The sequence below is a fragment of the Ensifer sp. MJa1 genome, assembly GCF_037026475.1.
Taxonomy (GTDB): Bacteria; Pseudomonadota; Alphaproteobacteria; order Rhizobiales; family Rhizobiaceae; genus Ensifer.
Genome location: NZ_JAKUMO010000030.1, coordinates 30,686 through 50,072 on the forward strand (window position 1 = coordinate 30,686; position 19,387 = coordinate 50,072).

The 19,387-nt window shown below is 61.2% G+C and carries 18 protein-coding genes and 1 pseudogene; 9 read left to right on the plus strand and 10 right to left on the minus strand.

Features of this window, described 5'->3' with window-relative positions; translation table 11 throughout:
- Positions 1-262: 262 nt before the first annotated feature.
- The 9 genes and pseudogenes from MKZ91_RS27980 to MKZ91_RS28020 all read right to left on the minus strand — a co-directional run bounded on the left by MKZ91_RS27980 (position 263) and on the right by MKZ91_RS28020 (position 8,230).
- Entirely contained in the window at positions 263-1,024 is a 762-nt protein-coding gene (locus MKZ91_RS27980) for an ABC transporter ATP-binding protein (protein WP_336174309.1), read from the minus strand.
- Positions 1,024-1,860: an ABC transporter ATP-binding protein gene (locus MKZ91_RS27985; RefSeq protein ID WP_336174310.1), complete on the minus strand. Its 837-nt coding sequence runs from the start codon at positions 1,858-1,860 to the stop codon at positions 1,024-1,026. The genes MKZ91_RS27980 and MKZ91_RS27985 overlap by 1 nt, the downstream gene beginning before the upstream one ends.
- 4 nt (positions 1,861-1,864) lie before the next feature.
- Positions 1,865-2,752 (minus strand): ABC transporter permease, encoded by an 888-nt coding sequence (locus MKZ91_RS27990; protein WP_336174311.1) that lies wholly within the window; start codon positions 2,750-2,752, stop codon positions 1,865-1,867.
- Positions 2,752-3,774, minus strand: coding sequence for an ABC transporter permease (locus MKZ91_RS27995; protein WP_336174312.1), 1,023 nt, complete (start codon positions 3,772-3,774; stop codon positions 2,752-2,754). The genes MKZ91_RS27990 and MKZ91_RS27995 overlap by 1 nt, the downstream gene beginning before the upstream one ends.
- Positions 3,775-3,892: 118 nt before the next feature.
- Positions 3,893-4,207, minus strand: coding sequence for a cupin domain-containing protein (locus MKZ91_RS28000; protein ID WP_336174313.1), 315 nt, complete (start codon positions 4,205-4,207; stop codon positions 3,893-3,895).
- An 80-nt stretch (positions 4,208-4,287) separates the two neighbouring features.
- Complete coding sequence (locus MKZ91_RS28005; RefSeq protein WP_275025965.1) at positions 4,288-5,028, minus strand: FadR/GntR family transcriptional regulator; 741 nt, start codon at positions 5,026-5,028, stop codon at positions 4,288-4,290.
- Positions 5,029-5,109: 81 nt separating this feature from the next.
- Positions 5,110-5,847, minus strand: coding sequence for a FadR/GntR family transcriptional regulator (locus tag MKZ91_RS28010; protein ID WP_336174314.1), 738 nt, complete (start codon positions 5,845-5,847; stop codon positions 5,110-5,112).
- A gap of 75 nt (positions 5,848-5,922) precedes the next feature.
- Positions 5,923-7,440 carry an aldehyde dehydrogenase (NADP(+)) gene (locus MKZ91_RS28015; RefSeq protein WP_336174315.1) on the minus strand — a complete coding sequence of 506 codons (1,518 nt, stop codon included), beginning with the start codon at positions 7,438-7,440 and terminating at the stop codon, positions 5,923-5,925.
- A 3-nt stretch (positions 7,441-7,443) separates the two neighbouring features.
- Positions 7,444-8,230 (minus strand): annotated as a pseudogene (locus tag MKZ91_RS28020) (NAD-dependent epimerase/dehydratase family protein).
- Positions 8,231-8,358: 128 nt separating this feature from the next.
- Between MKZ91_RS28020 and kduI the strand changes: the two are divergent.
- The 3 genes from kduI to kdgD all read left to right on the plus strand — a co-directional run bounded on the left by kduI (position 8,359) and on the right by kdgD (position 10,943).
- Complete coding sequence (gene kduI / locus MKZ91_RS28025) at positions 8,359-9,183, plus strand: 5-dehydro-4-deoxy-D-glucuronate isomerase (protein ID WP_336174316.1); 825 nt, start codon at positions 8,359-8,361, stop codon at positions 9,181-9,183.
- Complete coding sequence (gene kduD, locus MKZ91_RS28030; RefSeq protein ID WP_336174317.1) at positions 9,180-9,923, plus strand: 2-dehydro-3-deoxy-D-gluconate 5-dehydrogenase KduD; 744 nt, start codon at positions 9,180-9,182, stop codon at positions 9,921-9,923. Before kduI ends, kduD begins: the two co-directional genes overlap by 4 nt.
- A 108-nt stretch (positions 9,924-10,031) precedes the next feature.
- The gene (gene kdgD, locus MKZ91_RS28035) at positions 10,032-10,943 is read left to right on the plus strand and encodes a 5-dehydro-4-deoxyglucarate dehydratase (protein ID WP_336174318.1); all 912 of its coding nucleotides are present in this window, start codon (positions 10,032-10,034) and stop codon (positions 10,941-10,943) included.
- 146 nt (positions 10,944-11,089) lie between these two features.
- On the opposite strand, the gene MKZ91_RS28040 is transcribed toward kdgD, so the two are convergent.
- Positions 11,090-12,022 carry a helix-turn-helix domain-containing protein gene (locus MKZ91_RS28040; protein ID WP_336174319.1) on the minus strand — a complete coding sequence of 311 codons (933 nt, stop codon included), beginning with the start codon at positions 12,020-12,022 and terminating at the stop codon, positions 11,090-11,092.
- Positions 12,023-12,234: 212 nt separating this feature from the next.
- Between MKZ91_RS28040 and MKZ91_RS28045 the strand changes: the two genes are divergently transcribed.
- From MKZ91_RS28045 to MKZ91_RS28070, 6 genes are all read left to right on the plus strand, one after another.
- Positions 12,235-13,116 (plus strand): carbohydrate ABC transporter permease, encoded by an 882-nt coding sequence (locus tag MKZ91_RS28045; RefSeq protein ID WP_336174320.1) that lies wholly within the window; start codon positions 12,235-12,237, stop codon positions 13,114-13,116.
- A gap of 3 nt (positions 13,117-13,119) precedes the next feature.
- Complete coding sequence (locus MKZ91_RS28050) at positions 13,120-14,004, plus strand: carbohydrate ABC transporter permease (protein WP_336174321.1); 885 nt, start codon at positions 13,120-13,122, stop codon at positions 14,002-14,004.
- Positions 14,005-14,006: 2 nt separating this feature from the next.
- The gene (locus MKZ91_RS28055; RefSeq protein WP_336174322.1) at positions 14,007-15,101 is read left to right on the plus strand and encodes an ABC transporter ATP-binding protein; all 1,095 of its coding nucleotides are present in this window, start codon (positions 14,007-14,009) and stop codon (positions 15,099-15,101) included.
- A 40-nt stretch (positions 15,102-15,141) separates the two neighbouring features.
- Positions 15,142-16,407 carry an ABC transporter substrate-binding protein gene (locus MKZ91_RS28060; RefSeq protein WP_336174323.1) on the plus strand — a complete coding sequence of 422 codons (1,266 nt, stop codon included), beginning with the start codon at positions 15,142-15,144 and terminating at the stop codon, positions 16,405-16,407.
- A gap of 69 nt (positions 16,408-16,476) precedes the next feature.
- Entirely contained in the window at positions 16,477-18,030 is a 1,554-nt protein-coding gene (gene pglA / locus MKZ91_RS28065) for a polygalacturonase PglA (protein ID WP_336174324.1), read from the plus strand.
- Between the two features lie 8 nt (positions 18,031-18,038).
- On the plus strand, positions 18,039-19,172 hold the full coding sequence (locus MKZ91_RS28070) for a glycoside hydrolase family 88/105 protein (protein WP_336174325.1): 1,134 nt from the start codon (positions 18,039-18,041) through the stop codon (positions 19,170-19,172).
- The last annotated feature ends 215 nt before the right edge of the window (positions 19,173-19,387 follow it).

Sequence of the window (19,387 nt, forward strand, 5' to 3'; positions counted from 1 at the left end):
CTAAAGCGCAACAATGCGCGACACTGCACGAGGGCGCAGGGGTTCCCGGGGTCGGCGCTGCCGGCCATATCTCCCTTTGGAGCGAGGTTGCCGACGCTGGGTATCGAGGTTCGGCCGATGAACTCCAGTCCTCGGTCGCCGCAGCAAGAAAGGTCTATGTAAAGAAAAGCCCGGCACTGGGCCGGGCAAGTCGGGGGAGAATTTTGTTCACGCATTGCAGGCCGAGAAGGTGTGCCTTGCAATGGAGTTGGCTTCGGGAGCTTCAGTGCGCGCCCTCGTATTCCAACGAGGCGCCGATCAACTCGCGGGCATAGGGGTGGGTCGCGCGGTTTCCGGGGATCGCTTCGCGCGGCAGGATTTCGGTGATTTCGCCATGGAGCATGACGGCAAAGCGATCGCACATGTGGTCGACGACGGCGAGGTCGTGCGTCACCATGATGTAGGTGAAACCACGCTCGTCGCGCAGGCGCTGAAGCAAGTTGAGGATCTCCGCCTGCACCGAAACATCGAGCGCCGACGTCGGCTCGTCGAGCAGCACCAGCGATGGTTCAAGGATCAGGGCGCGCGCGATTGCCACGCGCTGCCTTTGACCGCCGGAGAGTTGGTGGGGGAACCGGTCGAGGAACGAGACCGGCAGGCCGACATCGGTGATCGCGCTGCGCATGCGTTCTTCGCGGTCGCCAAGCTTGTGAATGACGAGCGGCTCGTTGAGGACGGTTCGCACCGACTGGCGCGGATGCAGGGAGCCGTAGGGGTCCTGAAACACCATCTGCAGCGTGCGACAGCGCTCGATGAGCGGAATGTCGCGCACCGGCTTTCCGTCAATAAGGATGTTGCCGGTCCAGATATCCGTCAGCATCGAGATGCAGCGCAGGACCGTGGATTTGCCCGAACCGCTTTCGCCAACGAGACCGAAACATTCGCCGGGCTTGACCGAGAAGGCGACGCCGGGAAGGACCTTGGCCGCCGTCGGGCCGGCGCCGAAGGTGATTGCGAGATCGCGGCATTCGACTGAAACGGACATCAGGCAATTTCCTCCAGCCATTCAGGACGGCGATCGAGTACGGCAAGCGGTGCTCGACCGCCGCCAATCCGCGGCTGTGCCGCGAGCAAACCGCGCGTATAGGGATGTTGCGCCTTGTCGAGGTCGGCAGCCGCCAAGGTTTCAACGATGCGACCGGCATACATGATCAGGACCCGATCGCAGAAATTGCGCACGAGGTTCAGGTCGTGGCTGATCATGATCAGTCCAATGCCGCGATCCCGGACCAGGCTATCGAGAATGTTCAGCACCTGCAGGCGTACGGTGACATCGAGCGCCGAGGTGGGTTCATCGGCAATGACGAGGTCGGGATCGGCCAACAGCATCATCGCGATCATCACGCGCTGACCCATGCCACCCGATATCTCGTGCGGATACTGCTCGTAGACGCGTTTCGGGTCGCGGATCTTGACCGCTTCGAGCATGGCCAGCGCCTTGTCGCGCGCCTCGGCCTTCGAGCATTTGAAGTGACGCAGATAAGTTTCCGCCACCTGGTCCCCAACGCGACGAATGGGATTCAATGAGAACTTCGGATCCTGGAGGATCATCGACATGCGCCGACCGCGGACCTTCAGCATCTCCTTTTCGGAAAGCGAGAGCAGTTCGAGCTCGGCGAAACGTAGCCTGTCGGCGGTGATGGTCGCGCCCGGCAGCAGACGCAGAAGCGCACGTCCGACTGTCGACTTGCCGGAGCCGCTCTCGCCGACGATGCCGAGGCGCTCACGCCCAAGGGTGAATGAGACGCCGCGCACCGCATCTGTCGGAGCGCCGCCATAGCGGATGCGCAGGTTCTCAACGTCGAGAATGGTGTTTTCCATGGCGCTATCTCCGGTTCATCTGCTTCGGGTCGAGCGCGTCGCGCAGGCCATCTCCGAGCAGGTTGAATGCGAGGCTGACGGAAAGGATCGAAATGCCCGGGAAGGTGACGAGCCACCAACTGTCCAGCATGTACTTGCGGCCGGTTGCGATCATCGCGCCCCATTCCGGAAGCGGAGGCTGCGCGCCAAGCCCGAGGAAGCCGAGGCCGGCGGCGGTCAGGATCACGGTCGCCATGTTCAACGTCAGCCGGATGAGGACCGAAGGCAGGCACATCGGCATGATCGACTTGAAGATGATGCGGGTCGCGGACGCGCCTTGCAGACGTGCCGCCGAGATGTAATCCGCCTTTCGGAAGGTCATCGCCTCGGCACGCGCTAGTCGCGCGATCGGCGGCCAGGACGTGAGCGCGATCGCGATGATAGCATTGTTCAGGCTTGGCCCGAGTGCCGCGACGAAGGCGAGCGAGAGAATGAGGCTCGGGAACGACAGGAAAATGTCGGTGATGCGCATCATCACAGTATCGACCTTGCCGCCGAGGTAGCCGGCAGTCGTGCCGATGACGAGACCGATCGGACCGACGACGATCGAGACGAGGAAGATGATCGTGAGCGTGATGCGTGCGCCGAAGACGAGCCGGCTGAAGATGTCGCGACCGAGCTCGTCGGTTCCGAACAGATGTCCGTTACCTGGCGCCTGCAAGGTGTTGGCGAGATCCTGCGCATAGGGGTCGTGGGTCGCGATCAGCGGTGCGAAGGCGGCGATCACGATCAACAAGGCCAGAACTGCGAGACCGAAGGTCGACGTCGGGCTTTTCAGCAGGAAAAGGACGATGTTCTTCAGGGACTGAAGCGGCGCCGGCAGACGGGAGGTGGGTTGAACGCGTGCGTCCATCAGCGTGTCCTCGGATCGAAGATGCGGTAGAGAACGTCGGACAAGAGGTTCAGTCCGATGAAGATGATGCCGACGATGAGCACGCAGGTCATGACTGCGTTCATGTCGCCAGTAATGAGATTGTTGGTGAGGTACTGGCCAAAGCCCGGCCAGGCAAAGACGGTTTCGATCAGCACGGCGCCCTCAAGCAGCGCCCCATAGGCAAGTGCGATGATGGTGACCAGCTGGACGCGGATGTTGATGAAGGCGTGCTGCCAGATCGTCTGGCTGCGCGAAAGACCCTTCACGCGTGCCGTCGTCACATATTCCTGGCCGAGCTGGTCGAGCATGAAGCTGCGCGTCATGCGCGTGATATAGGCAGACGAGGAATAGCCGAGCAGAGCGGCGGGCAGGATGATGTGGTTGACCGCCGACCAGAAGACATCCATCTCGCCCGCCATGAGGCTGTCGATAAGCAGGAAGCCGGTCCGTTCCTCGATGAGGCCGATATAGAACTGATCCATTCGCCCGCTGCCACCGACGAGTCCGAGATGGGCGTAAAACACAATGAGTGCAATCATGCCCGTCCAGAAGATCGGCATGGAATGGCCAAAAAGACTGAAGACGCGCACGACATGATCCGGCCAGCGATCCTTGTTGACGGCGGCAAGGACGCCGAGCGGGATGCCAAGACCGGCGCCGATAAGGATCGCGAAAGTGGCAAGCTCGATCGTCGCCGGCATTACATGCAGGATATCCTGGATGACCGGCTGGCCGGTGCGGATAGAGGTGCCGAAATTGCCGGTGAAGACGTCGCCCAGATAGTAGAAGAACTGTTCCCAGAGCGGCCGGTCGAGACCCAGCGAGCGATAAACCTGCTCATAGGTCTCCCGGGTCGCATCTTCTCCGACAATGGCGCGGACGGGATCGGCGGGCATCAACCGGCCGATGAAGAAGGTCAGGAGAAGCAGCCCGAGCAGCGTGACCGCAATGGTCCCGATCTGTCCGGCCGCGCCATAGAAGCGGATGCGGCGTGGTGACATGGTTCTCTTGGTTCCTCCGTGTGTCATTCGCCTGAGGGTAAGGCGATACAGGCTCCACTCCTGTATGACAACTTTGGCAAACCTGTCACAGGTTCGTCATGCTGTCAAGCCAAACCGATCACAGGAAATCGTCGCGACGGGGCGAAAAGCAGTCGATGAGCTCGCCCGCCTCAAGGCACTGGCACCCGTGCTCAGTATCTCCGGGGATGACGAGACTGTCGCCAGCCTGCAATTCATAGGCTACGCCGTTGCGGAAGAAGCGGAAACGGCCGCGCGCCACATAGGTGGATTGCACATGCGGATGGCGGTGCAACTTGCCTTTTGCGCCGGTTTCGAAGCGAAAAGACACGACCATGAGTTCGGGGGAATCGGAAAGGACCTGGCGGGTGACGCCAGCGTCGGGCGATACTGCGGGAAAGGTGGGGAGAGTCATGTAAGCCTCGGCGATGTTGTATAACACCATCACCATACATGTTCATATACTTGTATGACAACTACGATGTTGACCCGAGATCAACTTTCTTCGGTTGCCATGGTGCGCGAACGCAAAAGCACCTTGTAGCGCTCCAGGCTCCCACGAAGGTGGGCGCGCATCCGTTCGCGTGCGGCGTCCGCATTTCCCTCGATGATGGCATCGACGATCTGGCCGTGTTCCTCCTGCAGGTGAAGGTTATAGTCCTTTGGGCGCGAGCCAGGTGCCGAGCCTTGCAGCTCGCCGCGCGGAATGATGCCTGAGCGGATCAGCTGGAGAAACTCCGGGAAGCGCCGGTTCTGCGTGGCCTCCGCGATCGCAAGGTGAAGCTCGAAATCTGCGTCTCGCGTGGGGGCCCCGGTGGCCAGGCATTCGCCCACGTGGTGATGGGCCTCGAGGATCGCCTCGATTTGTGCCGCCGAACGACGAGATGCCGCAAGCCCGGCTGATTCAACCTCGAAAACCGTCCTGAGTTCAAGGAGTTCGATCACAGAGGAGATCCGTTGGGTCGTCAGGTCCTTGAAGGGCTGGTTCTTGTCCTGCTGGGTCTCCAGCGCAAAGATGCCAGCGCCCTTGCGCGCCTCAACCAGACCGTCTGCCCGCAGGATTGCAATGGCCTCACGTACGACGGTTCGGCTGACCGAATACTCCTTGGTCAGGGCGCTTTCGCTCGGGAGCCTGTCACCCGGGCGGAAGACACCCTCCATCAGTTCGCGGCGAAGTGCAGTGCTGATCTTTGCCGCCAGCGACGTGCCGCGAACGTGATTGTTTTCGGCTTCCATTTCCACTCCGCCTGTTTCGAACCTGTCTGGCATGTTAGCCGTTATCTGTTCGATTGCAAGGGCGGCCGCGGGTTCGCGTCCTTAGCGCGTCGTGCGCAACATGGCGCGATAGCGTATCTGGCTATTCTTGAGGTGGTTGCGCATGGCCGCGCGTGCGGCATCCTCGTCGCCGTTCTGTATGGCCAGGAGAATTGCCTCGTGTTCGTCTACGAGACGCTTAAGTTCGTCGGCGGCAAGAACAGCCTCCTCGCCGTTATCCACGATGGCGCGACGGGGGATGAGAGCCGGTCCAAGCGCCCTAAGAAACTCGCCAAAGCGCGGATTGTTGGTTGCCTCGGCGATCGCGACGTGGAAGGCGAAATCGGCCTCCGCGGTCGGTTTGCCCGCATCCGCGCAGGCCCTGAAGGCGTCAAAGGCTTCAATGAGCTTGCCTTCCTGACCGGGCGAGCGGCGAAGGGCCGCAAGTGCCGCTGCGTCGCCCTCGACTGCGGTCCTAAGCTCCAGCATCTCGATCAGCGACGACACCCGCGTGAGGTCGACCTGTTGAAACGGCCGCCGCGCGGAGGCAGACTGCTGCAAAAGGAAAACGCCCGCTCCTTGCCGGGGCTCAACCAGGCCGTCGGAGCGGAGCGCGGCAATCGCCTCGCGCACCACTGTGCGGCTCACGCCGAATTCCTGGGTGAGCTTTGATTCAGACGGCAGGCGGTCTCCAGGATTGTAACGCCCCTTGGATATCTGGGAACGAAGAGCATCCGTAACCTGCGCCACGAGCGTCTTGCCCTGGGAGGCGGAGGGATCGGAAGTCGTCGCTGTCATCATGCAATAGGCCGTTTCCAAGATCACTGTCGGTCCGTTTGTGGATACGCCATCAAGGGGTGATGGCGCAATCCGTCGCTATGCCGACCTCAGATCCCGAGGCATCAGCCGTTCAGGAATGTTCTGATAGGAAACGGGTCTTAGAAACCGGCGAATGGCCATGGTTCCGACCGAGCTTGCGCCGAAGTTGGTCGAGGCCGGGTACGGGCCACCGTGAACCATCGCATCGCAGACCTCGACGCCTGTCGGATAGCCGTTGACCAGGATGCGGCCCGCCTTGCGTTCAAGGATCACCATGAGCTTGCGAGCGAGATCGGTGTCGCCAGCGTCGAGATGGATGGTTGCTGTCAACTGTCCTGCAAAGCAATTCGCAACCTCAATCATCTCTTCGGGATTCTCGACCGTGACGATCAGGCCGAGCGGCCCGAAAACCTCCTCTGAAAGGGCGTGATTGCCGAGCCAATCCCGAGCCGCAACGAGAAAGAGGTTGGGCGTTGCATCGCGGTTCTTGCAATCTGAGCCGAGGATATGGCGGACGCCAACTCCCGCCGTGATCCGGTCACGCCCGTCGCGGTAGGCTCTGGCAATGCCGTCGGTGAGCATCAACTGCGGTGCAACGTCTAAAAGCGCGGCGCGAGCGGCTTGCGCGAAGGCGGGGGCCTGCTCGGCAAGGATCACCGCGATGCCCGGATTGGTGCAAAACTGCCCGGCGCCCATCGTAAGCGAACCTGCCCACCCCTTGGCGATCTCCGCGCTGCGCGCCGTGATCGCGTCGGGCAGGAGGAACATCGGGTTCACCGAGCCGAGTTCGCCGAAGAAGGGGATGGGTTCCGGTCGTCCTGCGCACAGATCAAACAGTGCCCGTCCACCCGCCAGAGAGCCGGTGAAACCGGCCGCCTTGATCAACGGATGCGTTACGAGCCCGGTTCCAACATCGCGGCGCCCGCCCTGGATCAACGAAAAGACGCCCGGGTGCAATCCGTGCGCCTTGACCGCGGCCAGCGCAGCCTCTGCGACGATCTCGCCGGTCCCCGGATGTGCCGAGTGGCCCTTGACGATGACGGGGCAACCTGCCGCAAGAGCCGAGGCGGTATCACCGCCCATGGTCGAAAACGCCAACGGAAAGTTGGAGGCGCCGAAGACGGCAACAGGACCGATCGGGCGCTGGATCAGGCGGATGTCGGGGCGGGGCAGGGGTTTGCGGGCCGGCAAGGCCTCGTCGCGTCGCCTGTCGAGGTATTCGCCCTTGCGAATGTGGGCGGCAAACAGCCGAAGTTGGCTAGTGGTTCGGGCACGCTCTCCCTCGAGCCGGGCGGCTGGCAGCCCGGTTTCCGAACTCCCGATCTCGGTGATCGCCGCCCCGCGCGCCTCTATTTCGTCGGCGACGGTTTCGAGGAAGGCTGCGCGCTCCTCCCGAGTGGAGTGGCCATAGGTCCAGAAGGCGTCCTCTGCGGCTTTTGCCGCCTGATCAACCAGTTCCACCGTTCCGACGGAGAATTCAAAGGCAGGACCACTTGCCGGTTCGCTCGTAAATTTCTGCGCAGTTGCGATCCATTCGCCTGCGACCAGATGTTTGCCATGCGGTTCGAAAGTCATTCATCACTCCTTGAAGATCGGATTGTCGACATAGGCACCGGCCTGAAAGCGGGCCATGGATTTGTCGGAGCCAGGCCGCGGCACTGCCTCCGCGACACGCGCCCGGAAATGTTCGGCATTACCCCTGGGTTTCCACCCGAGCCAGCCAAGATGGGTGTTGTCCCACCACCCGGCGTCATTCGCCGATGCGCCCCAGATGACGGGGTAGCCCAAAACCGGGACGCGGAAGACCGCCTCGACAAGCGACGCCAAGTCTCCATGAGAAAGCCAGGTCGATAACATCCGGTGGTTCGTTGGCCCCGGCGTGCAGGAGCCGATGCGAACCAGCGCCGTTTCCTGCCCGAACTTCTCGAAATACATGCGCGCAAGCGAAGCATTTTGAGACCCCTTAAAATCCATCCGGGCGGAACGGAGCATCTGGGCCGAGCCGTTCGGCTTGCGGATAACAGCCGATTGTGTGGTTGGAACTGGCAAAGACGATGCGCGGGCGCCCATTGACGCGAGCGGCCTCGAAGAGATTGTAAAGACCGCCGATGTTTCCGCGCACGATCCCCTCAAACGGCCCTTCGGTCGACGCCCCGCCAAGATGGACGATACCGACGCAGCCGGCGACCATGGCGTCCACCGCTTGAGCGTCGGCAAGATCGCATGGGACGAGCTCCTCATGGTCAGCCGGGGTGCGTAGACCTGCACGATCTGCAAGCCGGACCGTGACGGCAAGCCCGGCGAGCTTTGTGCGCATCACACGCCCAAGCTGACCCGCCGCGCCGGTAATGAGCAGACGTTCCATTCCAAGCCCCCTTCAGACACCGCAAACAAAGACAAGGTACCGCTTGCCTCTTGACCTTGTCAGACATATCATACAAATAGGTCTAACACATATTATATGTTGGTCGCAATTACCGATGGAGGAGTTTCATGCTGACCGTTGAAACGCGGCAAGCCGTCAATCCGGACTATGCAAAGACGCTCGATACAGAGGGTCTCCGCAGGCATTTCCTGGCTCAGGACATGTTCAGGCCGGGTGAGATCCGGTTGATCTATACCCACTACGATCGCTTCGTGATGGGCGGCGCCGTTCCCGCGGGCAAGCCGCTGACGCTCGACAAGGTGGAAGAAACCAAGACGCCGTCGTTCCTTGACCGGCGCGAGATGGGTATCGTCAATGTCGGCGAAACAGGCATCGTCACCACCGAGAAGGAAAGCTACACGCTCAAGCGCGGCGACGTTCTCTATCTCGGAATGGGTACGGGGCCCGTAACCTTCTCCGGGGAGGGGCGCTTTTACATCACTTCCTGCCCGGCCCACCGCAGCCTGCCCGCCCGGCTTGTCACCATTGCCGACAGCAAGGAAGTCAAACTCGGCACGACCGAGACCTCCAACAAGCGCACGATCAACCAGTTCATCCACCCGCTGGTCATGGAGAGCTGCCAGCTCGTCCTCGGCTACACCACGCTTGAAGATGGCTCGGTGTGGAACACCATTCCTGCGCACGTCCATGATCGCCGCATGGAGGCCTATCTCTATTTCGGCATGGACGAAAAATCGCGCGTGCTGCACCTGATGGGCGAGCCGCAGGAAACGCGCCATCTCTTCATCTCGAACGAAGAAGGCGCGATTTCTCCCCCCTGGTCCATTCACTCGGGCGCCGGCATCGGATCCTACACGTTCATATGGGCGATGGCCGGCGACAATGTCGACTATACCGACATGGAGTTCATCCAGCCGGGGGAACTGAAGTGACAAATTCTTTTTCCCTTCAGGGCCATAAGGCGCTCGTCACCGGCGCAAACACCGGGCTTGGGCAGGCGGTTGCCGTTGGCCTTGCTGCGGCTGGCGCTGACGTAACTTGCGCTGCGCGGCGCGCGCCTGAGGAAACCCTTGAAATCATCGCAAACGCGGGAGGGATCGCCGTGCCGCTTGCCTTGGACTTTGCCGATCCGATGGCTGCGCGCGACGTCTTTGCCGGAAAGGGCTACGACATTCTTGTCAACAATGCCGGCATCATTCGCCGCGCCGATGCGGTCGAGTTTTCCGAGGCCGACTGGGACGACGTCATGGACGTCAACGTCAAAGCACTCTTCTTCACATGCCAGGCCTTCGCCAAGGAATTGTTGGCGAAGGGCCGATCCGGAAAAATCGTCAACATCGCATCGTTGCTTTCCTTCCAAGGTGGCATTCGTGTGCCGTCCTATACGGCCTCCAAGCATGGCGTTTCGGGTTTGACCAAGCTGCTTGCCAACGAGTGGGCGTCCAAGGGCATCAATGTAAACGCGATCGCGCCAGGTTACATCGAGACCAACAACACCGAGGCGCTGCGCGACGACCCCGATCGCAATAAAGCCATCCTCGATCGCATCCCCGCCAACCGCTGGGGAAAGCCCAAGGACATCGCCGGCGCCGCCGTGTTCCTGTCGTCGTCTGCTGCCGACTACGTTCACGGCGCCATACTCAATGTGGACGGTGGCTGGCTGGCTCGATGAAGCCGTCGCCAATCCCTACTTGTCATATCGGTGATATGATGAGCTGACGCGGAAGCGGCCCGGATCCCGAAATTTTCCATTCTAAATACACGTAAAGGACCAAGAGAAATGACCCCAGAACAGATCAAGGCCGCACTTGGATCGGGCCTGCTTTCCTTCCCGGTGACGCACTTCGATGCGCAGGGCCGCTTCGCGCCCGAAAGTTACAAGGCGCACGTTGAGTGGCTGGCCGGCTACAAGGCGCCGGTACTGTTTGCCGCCGGCGGGACCGGTGAGTTCTTCTCGCTCAAGCCGGATGAAATTCCCGGTATCGTTGCGGCCGCCAAGGAGGTGTCTGGCGAGACCGCGATCGTATCGGGCTGCGGCTACGGCACCGAGATGGCCATCGATATCGCTCGCTCGGTCGAAAAAGTCGGGGCCGATGGTATCCTGCTTCTGCCGCATTACCTGATCGATGCGCCCCAGGAAGGCCTCTACCACCACGTGAAGAAGATCTGCCAGTCGGTCGGCATCGGCGTCATGGTCTATAACCGCGACAATTCCGTGCTGCAGGCCGATACCTTGGCTCGTCTTTGCGACGAATGCCCGAACCTGATCGGCTTCAAGGACGGCACCGGCGACATCGGCCTCGTGCGCCAGGTCACCGCCAAGATGGGCGATCGGCTGATGTATCTCGGCGGCATGCCGACGGCCGAGCTCTTTGCCGAGGCCTACCTCGGTGCCGGGTTTACCACCTATTCGTCCGCCGTGTTCAATTTCGTGCCGGGACTTGCCAACGAGTTCTACGCAGCCCTCCGCGGCCGCGATCGTGCCACCTGCGAGCGCATCCTGAACGACTTCTTCTATCCGTTCATCGCGATCCGAAACCGGGCCAAGGGCTATGCGGTTGCGGCGATCAAGGCCGGCGTGCGGCTGCAGGGGTTTGATGCCGGCTCCGTGCGCAGCCCGCTCAAGGACCTGACGGGCGCCGAAGTCGAGATGCTCGACGCGCTCATCGGCAGCCACAAGCGCAAGACGTGACGGCTCTTTGCACGGCGTTGACGCTGAGCGCCGCACGAGTCCTCTTCTCATGGAGGGCGTTCGTGCCGTGTTTCAAAGCGCCCGGCTCCCGCGATGATGTAGCGCTCCCAGGGTCGATCGACTTTTGGGAGCGTGCGCGACCTCGGTCATTTGCCATGCATCGCCGGGGAGAACTGACCCGCAAGTGCCTGCGCCTGCTCGGGTTCATCAAGCTGCATCAAGCCGCCATCACGGCTCTGGCGGACCTTGTTCAGGTGATCGCGCGGACTAAGGCCCAAGGTCCGCTTGAACATGCGGGAAAAATAATAGGGGTCGGAATAGCCGACTTCCGCAGCAGCCGCCGCCACCGAAAGGCCGGCCTCCAGAAAGTGCATCGCGCGCTCCATCCGCTTCAGTTCCTGGTACTTGCGTGGTGTGCGCGTGACCCGCTTCTGAAACTCGCGCAGGAAGTAGTCACGATTGTAAGGCGACGCGTCGACCGCGCGCGTTGCCACTTCTGGATCGAGAGGATTGGCGGAAATCATTGTGGCAGCTTTCATGACAGCAAGGTCGATCGCATCGGCACCCTCGGGCTGATAGGTGGCGTGGTCGCGCCAGCCGATGAATGCATCCTCGATGAAGGCAATGAGCAGCACCATGAAGAGATGATGCTGGCCGAGGGTAACGGAGGAGGGGGGAGCACTCTGGCGATAGTGGCGGACCAGCGGTTCGAGAAGCGGCCAGCGTGTGAGGCGCAATTTCGATTGCAGATCCATCTGCGCGATAAGATTATGGCGCCCATAGATATCGAGCGTGAAGTGCTGCGCGACACCGAGATAGGTCTCCCGCCCCTCATTCCATCCGACGAAACGTTGCCCGCGCAAAATCAGCATCGCATCGCCCGGCTCCATGATCACCGGATCGCCGTCGATCAGGTAGTGGCCGCGCCCTTCGAGACAGATCACGAGGTCATCGACCTCGTTGGACTTGTCGATCCGCCAGGTGTGCGAGTGTTCCATGCGGATCGCTGCCCGCGTCAGATTAAGGGTCAGCGCAGTCGGCGGAATCGCAGAGAGAATGCCACCTTCAATTTCGTCCATCTTTTTCCTCACCTTTGTGAATTCATTCTGCAGGAGAGATCGGCGATTGTCACCGCATAAACCGCTTATGCGCACCGCATCATCTGGGAGGAGGGACCGGTTCGTGGCGAAAAAGGGAAAATCCCGCTTTCGTCCGTGCCGATCCGGGAGCGTAATTTGTACGAAACTGTATCTATAAAAGCAGCATTTCGGTGCCATCCGGGAGGATGGGCATGAAAGGTCAGCGTCTTCTCGGGCTTGGCTATCTCGCGCCCTACATCATCGGCCTTCTGATTTTCACGGCCATTCCGTTCATCGGCTCGTTCTACCTGAGCTTCACCAGCTATGATCTGATGAGCGAGCCCCGCTGGACGGGGTTCGCCAACTATGAGCGGCTGTTTACCCGTGATCGCACGTTCATCAAGTCGCTCAACGTAACGCTGCTCTACGTGTTTCTGACCGTGCCGTTGAAGCTCGCCTTTGCACTCTTCATCGCCGCGATCCTGAATTACCGGTTGAAGTTCATCGGCCTCTTCCGCACCGCCTTCTATGTGCCGTCGATCCTCGGTGGCTCGATCGCGATCGCCGTTTTGTGGCGCTATGTCTTTGCCTCGGAGGGACTTGCCAACATGGCGCTCGCCACGCTGGGGCTTGCTCCAGTCGACTGGTTCGGCGATCCGACCAATGCGCTCTTCACCATCACGCTTCTGCGCTGCTGGCAGTTCGGTTCGGCCATGGTGATCTTTCTCGCGGCGCTGCAATCGATCGACAAGTCGCTCTATGAGGCGGCAGCCATCGACGGTGCGGGCAAGGTGCGGACCTTCTTCTGGATCACGCTGCCGCTGCTGACCCCGGTCATCTTCTTCAACCTTATCATGCAGATGGTTCAGGCGTTCCAGGAGTTCAACGGCCCCTACATCATCACCCAGGGCGGTCCGCTGAAGGCAACCTACCTGCTGCCGCTCTACATTTATGACGAGGCCTTCAAGAAGTTCAACATGGGCTATGCCTCGTCGATTGCCTGGGTGCTCTTCATCATCATCACCGTGCTGACCCTCGTGGCATTCTGGTCCTCGAAGAAGTGGGTCTATTACGCCGGCGACAAGAGGAACTGAGCCATGGCCGACCTCCAGACTTTCAACGACCGGCAGGCCGCACGCAGGGCAAGGCTCCGTCTCTTGTCGACAACAGTTCGCTACGTGCTCTTGTTTTCAGTCGGTTTCGTCATGCTCTATCCGCTGATCTGGCTGGTCGGCGCAAGTTTCAAGACCAACTCGGAGATCTTCGCCGGCGCCGGCTTCCTGCCGGAAAATCCGACCGCCGACGGCTACATCAAGGGCTGGCAGACGTCGACGCCCTACACGTTCGGCCGCTTCTTCTGGAACTCGTTCCTGATCATTCTGCCGAAGGTGATCGGGACGGCGATCTCCTGCACCATGGCGGCCTACGCCTTCGCGCGGTTCGATTTCCCGCTCAAGAAGATCCTCTTCGCTTCCGTGATCGCGATCCTGCTCTTGCCGAATGTGGTGACGCGCATCCCGCAATACATCCTGTTCCGTGATCTCGGCTGGCTCGACAGTTTCCTGCCGCTCTGGGTGCCTTCTGCCTTTGCCGGCGATGCCTTCTTCGTCTTCATGCTGGTGCAGTTCCTGCGCTCGCTGCCGGCAGACATGGAAGAGGCGGCGCGCGTCGATGGCGCCAACAGTCTGCAGACACTGGTTTACATCGTCGTGCCGATGCTGGCGCCGGCGCTGATCTCCGTCTGCCTGTTCCAGTTCATGTGGACGATGAACGATTTTCTCGGGCCGCTGATCTACCTGTCATCGGTCGACAAGTACCCCGTGAGCCTCGCGCTCAAACTTTCCATCGACACAACAGAAGCCTTCGAATGGAACCGCATTCTCGCAATGTCGGTGCTGACCATCACACCGGCTCTGGTCGTGTTCTTCGCTGCGCAACGGTATTTCATTGAAGGGATCTCCTCCGGGGGAGTCAAAGGCTGACCATGGCAAAGGTTCAACTCAAAGACCTCGAAAAGGTCTATGGCGGCGCGTTCAAGGCAGTCCACGGCATCAACCTCGATATCGAGGATGGAGAGTTCATGGTCTTCGTCGGCCCGTCCGGATGCGCCAAGTCCACGACGCTGCGCATGGTTGCGGGGCTTGAGGAAATCTCAGGCGGAGAAATCCTGATCGGCGACCAGCGCGTCAACGACCTGCCGCCCGGCAAGCGCTCGATCGCAATGGTGTTCCAGAACTACGCGCTCTATCCGCATATGAAGGTGCGCGGCAACCTCGCCTTCGGCCTGAAGATCGCAGGCAAGCCGAAGGCCGAGATCGAGGCGGCCATCAATCAGGTGGCCAAGATCCTCGAAATCGAACCGTTGCTCGACCGGTTGCCGAAGCAGCTCTCCGGCGGCCAGGCCCAGCGCGTGGCTCTCGGGCGCGCCCTGATCAAGAAGCCGGGCGTCTTCCTGTTCGACGAGCCGCTGTCCAATCTCGACGCCAAGCTGCGCGCCTCGATGCGGGTACGCATCACCGACCTGCACCGCCAGTTGAAGGCCGAAGGCCTGTCTTCGACGGTCATCTACGTGACGCACGATCAGACCGAAGCCATGACCATGGGAGACCGGATCTGCGTCATGCAGGCCGGCCACATCATGCAGGTGGCGACGCCCAAGGAGCTCTACAACCGTCCGGCAAACCTCTTCGTCGCCGGCTTCATCGGAAGCCCAGAGATGAACCTTGTCGATGCGACGCTTGAGGGTCGCGAACTCCAGATCGGCAGCCAAAGGCTGGCGCTTGGCACCAATCTCGAAGGCAGGCTTTCGGCTCGCCCTGCTGAGGCGGTCCTTGGCATGCGTCCGCAGCATCTTTCGCTCGCCGCCGACGGGCAGGGGCTCGCTGCAAGGCTCACCAATGCCGAGTTCATGGGCCACGAGGTCTATCTCCATGCCGATCTCGAAGGGCGCAAGCTGGCGAGCGTCGTCGGTGCTGCCGAGTTCGAGGCGATCGGCCGGTCGGATGTGATCCGACTGCGCCCGGACCCGGACCATCTTCACGTTTTCGACAAAACCGACGGCCGCAACGTCTCGCTGTGAGGAGGCAGCGTTCGGCCCTATTCCAAGGAGGAGAAGTTCAATGAAAATGAAAAGAATGATCGCAGCACTGGTCAGCGTCGCCTACGGCGCTCTGGCTCTTGCCACGGCAGCGCAGGCCGCCGAATTGCGCATGGCCTGGTGGGGCGGCGAGAGCCGCCATGTCGCCACCCAGAAGGCGATCGCCGCCTGTGGCGAAAAACATGGCCACACGGTCAAGGGCGAATTCACCGGCTTTGACGGCTACCTTGAAAAGCTGACGACCCAGATGGCTGGCAAGACCGAAGCAGACATCATCCAGGTCAACTGGCCCTGGCTGCCGCTGTTCTCGAAGAATGGCGACGGTTTCGCCGATCTGCGCAAGCTTGGGGCGATCGACCTTTCCAACTGGAGCGAGGCGGATCTGGCAGCCGGCTCGATGAACGGGGTGCTGCAGGGGCTTTCCATTTCGACGACGGGTCGTGTCTTCTTCTTCAACGCCACGACCTTCGAGAAAGCAGGCGTCGCCATTCCAAAGAGCTGGGATGAGTTCTTCGCGGCCACGGCGACCATCAAGGAGAAGCTCGGCAAGGACTACTACACGTTCAACGCCGTGAAGGAGACAGCCCAGCTTTTGACGACCCTGGCTGTCGTTCAGAAGACCAGAAAGGATCTCGTCGATCCCGCGACCAATCGCGTTGCCTGGACGCCGGAGGAGCTTTCCGAGGGCATATCGTTCCTGGGTAAACTGGTCGAGACCGGAGCTATCCGATCGCAGAAAGAGGAGGCGGCCGACGGCAATGTCAACCTGTTCGAAAAGCCGGCCTGGGCCGATGGCAAGGTCGCCGGTTCCTACGAGTGGGATTCGACCTATTCGAAATATGCGGACCCGTTGAAGGACGGTCAGGTCCTGAAACCCGTGGCCATGCTGAAGCTACCGGACGCGGTGACAGAAGGCGTCTATCGCAAGCCCTCGATGGTGTTCTCCATCTCCAAGAATTCCAAGGATCCGGGGGCGGCCGCTCAAATCGTCAATTGCCTGCTGAACGAACCGGAGGGCATCGATGCGCTCGGCACATCGCGCGGCTTGCCGGCGTCGAAGGCAGCCGCCGCCCGCCTCGGTGACAAGGGTGAACCTGAAGTGCGGGCCGCAAACGCGATCGTCGTTGCCGCGAGCGGCCCGGCCGTCTCGCCGTTCAACGAGCATCCGGAAGTGCGCGCAGCCTTCATCGATACGCTGGAAGAATTCGCCTATGGCCAGCTGACGGCGGATGAGGCGGCCGCACAGATCATCGAGACGGTGAACGACGTGCTCGCCGAGTTCGATTGATCCTCAGACTTCCCGCCGCGGTTTTCGCGGCGGGCTCCCCTCGTGGATCAATAGCCAAGAGAAAGAGACATGATCCGACCGTCCATCATCGCGCTTTCGGCGCGAACGGCAGCGCTTTGCCTGCCTAAAGCCGGAGCGCTCTATCGCCTGCCTGAGCCGGCGTCGTGGCGACTTTCGGCGCTGACTGGCGATGGCGACGCGCAAGAAGGCGCGGCGACGACCGTCGTGAGCCTCTTTCATGACCTTCGACCCCTTTATCGTTACCGGCTTGAAGTCGACGGGTTCCAGCCACTCGAGTTCGAAATGGCAGCCTGCGCCGGTCTGGTTGATCCGACCGCGTTCGGTCTTGTCCCGGATATCCGCCACGACGATCTCGAAGGAGCCCGCGCCAACGCTGCCGCTTTGGCAGATGCTGTAACCGCCGTGCCCGACGGCGGTACACTGCGTCTGCCCAAGGGAGACTGGACGGCATTTCCCGTTCGGCTGAAGAGCGGCATGACCCTGCATCTCTCCAAGGGAGCGGTTCTGCGGGCGCCATCGACTCGCGCCGGCTGGCCCATCCTTGCGGCGCGTGACGAAACGGGCAGGATGCTCGGGAGCTGGGAAGGACTGCCGGCCGTCTGTTTTGCCGCTCCGGTCCATGCGATCGGCGCTAAAGATCTGGTGATTGAGGGCGAAGGCACGCTCGATGGCTCGGGCGACAGCGGGGACTGGTGGACCTGGCCAAAGGAAACCCGCGACGGGGCCCGCCGCCCGCGTGGGCTGCACCTCGTTTCCTGCACCGATACGAAGCTGCTTGGTTTTACCATCCGCAACGCGCCGTCCTGGACGATCCATCCGCAGGACTGCAGCGGGCTGGTTGCCGCGGGTCTCACCGTTTGCGCTCCGCCCGACAGCCCCAACACCGATGGTTTCAACCCCGAAAGCTGTCGTGACGTCACTATCACCGGCGTGCGGTTCTCGGTCGGCGACGACTGCATCGCGGTCAAAGCCGGAAAGCGCGGACCGAACGGCGAAGACGATCATCTCGGCGAAACCCGCGGCCTCCGCGTCACCCATTGCCTGATGGAGCGAGGCCATGGCGGCCTCGTCATCGGCTCGGAAATGTCGGGCGGCGTGCACGACGTCTTTATCGCGGACTGCGAGATGGTCGGCACCGATCGCGGCCTGCGTCTGAAGACAAGGCGCGGTCGCGGCGGTTCTATCACGAACATTACGATGCGGCGGGTTCTCATGGATGGCGTCGACACAGCGCTATCGGCCAACGCTCATTACCATTGCGATGTGGATGGTCACGACGAGTGGGTGCAATCACGCCAGCCGGCGCTAACGGATACGGGAACACCCTGCATCGACGGCGTCACCATCGAGGATGTCGAAATCCGCAAGCTCGCCCACACAGCGGGCGCGTTTCTCGGTCTGCCGGAAGCACCCATCAGCAATATTAGAATTCGCCGGTTGAAGATCGCGTCCTATCGCGCCGACGCGACACCTACGCCTCCGATCATGGCCGACGGGATACGACCGATGCTGCACGAGGCAATCGTCGCCGAGTGCGCCGACGTCGACTGCGATGAACCGGCGCTCTTAAGCAGAGCCCCGATTTCCTTTTCCTTTGAATGAGATAACCGATGGACCCGACCATATATTTCGACCAGTTCGCGCAACGCTACACCCCCTACAAGGGCGGAAGCTGGTGTTATGAGGATGGCTGCATTTACCGCGGTCTCCGCCTTCTTTTCGAAGCGACCGGCGAAGAGCGCTGGAGCGAGCACCTGCGCCGGCTCATCGATCGCCAGATCGCTCCTGACGGCACGCTCCTCGGCTACGATCCCGCCGAGTACAACATCGACAACGTCCTTGCAGGACGCGTCCTGTTCCCGCTCGCCGCAGAAACAGGGGATCCTCGTTACAGACAAGCGGCAGACCATCTCGCAGGTCAACTTGAAACCCATCCGCGCATAATTGCGGGCAACTATTGGCACAAGCAGCGTTATCCGCACCAGGTCTGGCTCGATGGGCTTTACATGGGGTTGCCGTTTCAGATCGAGTACGCCCTCGTTAATGACAAGCCGGCGCTGATCGCCGACGCTCTTCAGCAGTTTTCGACGGCGCTGGATTTCACTGCGACTACCGGCGGTCTTTACGCTCACGGCTATGACGACAGCCGGAAGCAACGGTGGTCCGATCCGACAACGGGAAAGTCACCGGCGGTTTGGGCGCGCGCCGTCGGCTGGCTGGCAATGGCGCTGGTCGATGTGCTGGCGCTTCTGCCCGACGACAGGGCGACTGCTGCGCTGCGTCAGCGGACACGCCTTCTGCTGGACGAATTGATCGCGAGGCAAACGCCGGCCGGTCTCTGGATGCAGGTGCTCGACGAACCCGATCTCAAGGGCAACTACGAGGAAAGCTCTGCCTCCGCGATGCTTGCCTACGCATTGCTGCGCGCCGATCGGTTGGGTCTTGCCGAGCCCGACCGGGCAGCTTCTGCCGGCAACAAGGCCCTCGACGCGCTCCTGTCGCGACGTCTCGACACAGACGACGAGGGCGTCACCCGATTGACGACGATCGTTGGAGTTGCCGGTCTCGGCGGGTTCGAAGGCAACTATCGGGACGGTTCACCCGGCTATTACCTCACTGAAAGGGTAGTGGCCGATGACGCCAAGGGCGTCGGACCACTGATGATGGCTTTCGCCGAAGGTCTGAGGCGCGCCAAAATATCCCTTGGCGCTACGACCGGCCCGAGAGGGCTAGCTAGCTCATGATGTAGCGTATCGGAGCTTTCAGCATAGCGCCGCATCAGCGGGAAAGCGGGAATTCGCGTCACGCGAAGGGTGGAAGAAGGGTCGCCGCAGGAGCTTCAACATAGTGGCCCGAAGGGGAAGCGGGACCGACCACCCCCGTTCCGTCGCGTTCCGTATCCACTCCTGTTTCGAGCGAACAGCCTCACGGTAAAGTGAGGTTCATTTTAAATTGGACG